Source organism: Kitasatospora sp. GP30, from assembly GCF_029892145.1.
In the GTDB taxonomy this organism is placed as follows: Bacteria; Actinomycetota; Actinomycetes; order Streptomycetales; family Streptomycetaceae; genus Kitasatospora; species Kitasatospora acidiphila.
Map to the genome: position 1 here is coordinate 1 of NZ_JARZAH010000093.1, position 3852 is coordinate 3852.

Sequence of the window (3852 nt, forward strand, 5' to 3'; positions counted from 1 at the left end):
TTCGTCCCACTCACACCGAACGACGACACGCCCGCACGCCGAGGACGATCCACCCCCGGCCAAGCCCGCGACTCCGTCAGCAACTCCACCGCACCGGAGGTCCAATCCACCTCCTGCGAAGGCTCGTTGACGTGCAGCGTCTGCGGAAGGACACCCTCCCGCATCGCCATGACCATCTTGATCACACCCGCCACACCGGCGGCGGCCTGTGCATGGCCGATGTTGGACTTCACCGAGCCGAGCCACAGCGGCTGTTCGACATCCCGGCCCTGACCGTAGGTGGCCAGCAGCGCCTGCGCCTCGATCGGGTCGCCCAACCGCGTCCCGGTCCCGTGCGCCTCCACCACGTCCACGTCGCCGGTCGTCAACTGCGCGTTGGCCAGCGCCTGCCGGATCACCCGCTGCTGGGAGGGGCCGTTCGGCGCGGTCAGCCCGTTCGAGGCACCGTCCTGGTTGACGGCCGAACCCCGCACCACCGCAAGCACATTGTGGCCGTTCGCCACCGCGTCCGACAGCCGCTCCAGCAGCAGGAGTCCGACGCCCTCACCCAGACCGGTGCCGTCCGCGGCATCCGCGAACGCCTTGCACCGGCCGTCCGCCGAAAGCCCGCGCTGGCGGCTGAACTCGACGAACGCACCCGGGCTGGACATCACGGTCACACCGCCGGCCAGCGCGAGGTCGCACTCGCCGGCCCGCAGCGCCTGCGCCGCCAGGTGCAGCGCCACCAGCGACGACGAACACGCCGTGTCCACCGTCACCGCCGGCCCCTCCAGGCCCAGCGAGTACGACAGCCGGCCCGACACCACGGCAGCCGTGTTGCCGGTGACGAAGTACCCCTCCAGCTGGGTCGGGTCGCCCTGGGCGAGCGCCGCGTAGTCCTGGCCGTTGGTCCCGGCGAACACACCGGTCCGGCTGCCCCGTAGCGACTCCGGGTCGAAGCCCGCGCGCTCCAACGCCTCCCAGGAGGTCTCCAGCAGCAGCCGTTGCTGCGGGTCCATCGCCATCGCCTCACGCGGCGAGATGCCGAAGAAGTCCGCATCGAACTCGGCTGCGCTGTCGAGGAATCCACCGTTCCGGACGTAGGAGGCACCCGACTTGTCGGGGTCCGGATCGTACAGGCCGTCGATGTCCCAGCCGCGGTCCACCGGGAAGGGCGTCAGGGCGTCCACCCCGTCGGCAACCAGCCGCCACAGGTCCTCGGGCGAGCGCACGCCGCCCGGGTACCGGCAGCTCATGCCGATGATGGCAATCGGCTCCCGCTCCCGCTGCTCCGCGAGGGTCGCGCGCTCGCGGTACTTGTACAACTCCGCCGTCGCCCACTGCAAGTGACTCAGCAGCTCGTTCTCGTTGCCCATCAGAAAGCCCTCTCCCCGCACTCGACCAAAGCTTGCAAAGAACTGCTGCTGCTCACGACTTGCCGAAGTCGCGGTTGAGCATGGCGATCAGCTCGTCAGCCGTCGCCGCTCCGAGATCGGGTCGCTCCGCCGGCCGACCCTGGTCCGACGCACCGCTCTTCCACCTCGCCAGGACCTCTTCGAGCTGGGTCAGCACCACCGCGTGCAGGTCCCCGTTCTCCGCGGTTCGGGCCAGCAGTTCGTCCACCCCGCTCACCTGGGCCAGGGCCCGCTCCTCCAGAGCCTCGTCATCCTGCCGGGTGAGACCGCGGTGCAGGTGCTCGGCCAGCTGGACGGCCGTCGGGTAGTCGAAGACCAGGCTGGCCGGCAGTCGCAGCCCGGTGGCCGTGGTCAGCCGGTTGCGGAGTTCGACGGCGACGACGGAGTCGAAGCCGAGGTCGCGGAACGCCCGCTTCGGATCGATGCTGCCAGCCGACTTGTGGCCAAGCACCGCCGCCACGTGGTCCCGCACCAGGTCCGCCAGCAGCCGGACCTGGTCCTCGGCGCTCTTGCCCGCCAGCCGCTCCAGCAGTGCATCGGCCGCGCCGGCCGCGCGCTCGTTGCGGCTCACACCGGCGGTGACCTCACGGACCTCCGGAAACTCGCTGAGGAAGGCGCTCGGCCGGGTGGCGGTGTAGGCGACCGCGAACCGGGGCCAGTCGATGTCCGCGATGGCCAGGAAGGTCTCGTCGCGGTCAAGCGCCTGCTTCATGGCCGCGACCGCGAGATCGGGGTCCATCGCGGGAATCCCGTGCCGGCGGGCCACTTCACCGACCGCCGTGCCGTCGGCCATGCCCGCGCCGCCCCAGACGCCCCAGGCGATCGAGGTCGCGGTGAAGCCGTCGTGCCGACGCTGCTCCGCGAGCGCGTCCAGGAAGGCGTTGCCGGGTGCGTAGTTTCCCTGGCCCGACGCGGCGAAGGTGCCGGCCAGCGCCGAGAACAGCACGAAGGCGTCGATGTTCTGACTGCGTGTCAACTCGTCCAGATGGCGGGCCGACGCAGCCTTGACCCGGGCGACGCTGTCCAACTGATCGACGCTCAGGGAGTCGAGTACACCGTCGTCCAGCACCGCCGCGGTGTGGAAGACGGCGGTCAGCGGGTGCTCGGCCGGGATGCCGTCCAGCAGCGCGGACAGGGCGTCGCGGTCGGCGATGTCGCAGGCCGCGATCGTCACCTTCGCACCCAGCGCGGCCAGTTCGGCGGACAACTCGTCCGCGCCGGGCGCCTGCGGGCCACGCCGGCTGACCAGCAGCAGATGCTCGGCCCCATGGCCGGCCAGCCACCGGGCCACGTGTGCTCCCAGAGCACCCGTGCCACCCGTCACCAGCACCGTGCCCGACGGACGCCAGTCACGCACGGCTTCGGGACCGGTGGGCACCGCACGCGCCAAACGCCGTCCGAACACCCCCGAACCACGAACCGCCACCTGGTCCTCGACCACACCACCCGCGCCGGGACCGGATGCCAGCACACCCACCAGGCGCCGAACCACGCCCTCGTCCAGCACCTCAGGCAGGTCAACCAGACCACCCCAGCGCTCCGGGTGCTCCAATGCCGCCACCCGGCCAAGACCCCACACCTGCGCCTGAAGCGGGCTCAGCACGCGGTCCTCCGCGCCCACCGACACCGCACCACCGGTGACCGTCCACAGCGGAGCGGACACGGCCGCATCACCCAGGGCCTGCACCAGGAGCAGCGTCCCCGCCACCCCCGCAGCCACCGAGTCGGCGTGCGCGTGCGCCCCCTCGTCAAGCGCCAGCAGCGACAGCACACCCGCCACCTCGCCCACGCCGGAGAGGCGCTCGGCCAGGCCGGCACGGTCGACGGAGGCTGCATCGACCTCCAGCACGGTGGTGTCAGCACCAGCGATCCGCAGCCCGTCCAGCATCAGCGGCAGCCACTCGTTCGCGGTGCGGGCCGCCGGCACGACAACCAGCCATGTACCACCGCCCACCAGCACGCCCGGACGGTCGGGCAGCGGACGCCAGACGGTGCGGTAACGCCAGGACTCCGTCACGGAGTTCTCGCGCCGGCGTCGGCGGTAGGTCGAGAGCGCGGGCAGGACGGTGCCCAGAGTCCCGTGGGCGTCGTCGCCCAGGTCCAGGATGCGGGCCAGTCCCTCCAGGTCCTCGCCCTGGACGGCTTGCCAGAAGGCTTCGTCGGCCGGGTCCAGCGGGGCGGTGTCGTCGCGAAGCGGCACGTCAAGCCAGTAGCGCTGGCGTTGGAAGGCGTAGGTGGGCAGGTCGACGCGGTGGGCGCCGGTGCCCTCGAACAGAGTGGGCCAGGCGACCGGAGCGCCGTTGACGAACGCCTGCGCCAAGGACGCCGTCAGACGCGGCCAACCGCCCTCACCACGACGCAGCGTGCCGATCGCCGCAGCGGCGATGTCCTGCTCGCCGATGACCTCCTCGATCGCCGGAACCAGGACCGGGTGCGAGCTGACCTCGATGAACAGGCC

At 71.4% G+C, this 3852-nt stretch carries 2 protein-coding genes; both read right to left on the reverse strand.

Annotation, left to right across the window (positions count from 1 at the left end):
• The coding region (locus P3T35_RS40210) for a polyketide synthase (protein WP_280709859.1) at nucleotides 1-1355 on the reverse strand (1355 nt) is incomplete at its 3' end.
• Nucleotides 1356-1407: 52 nt separating this feature from the next.
• Nucleotides 1408-3852 (reverse strand): SDR family NAD(P)-dependent oxidoreductase (locus tag P3T35_RS40215; RefSeq protein ID WP_280709861.1); only part of this gene is annotated, 2445 nt, incomplete at its 5' end.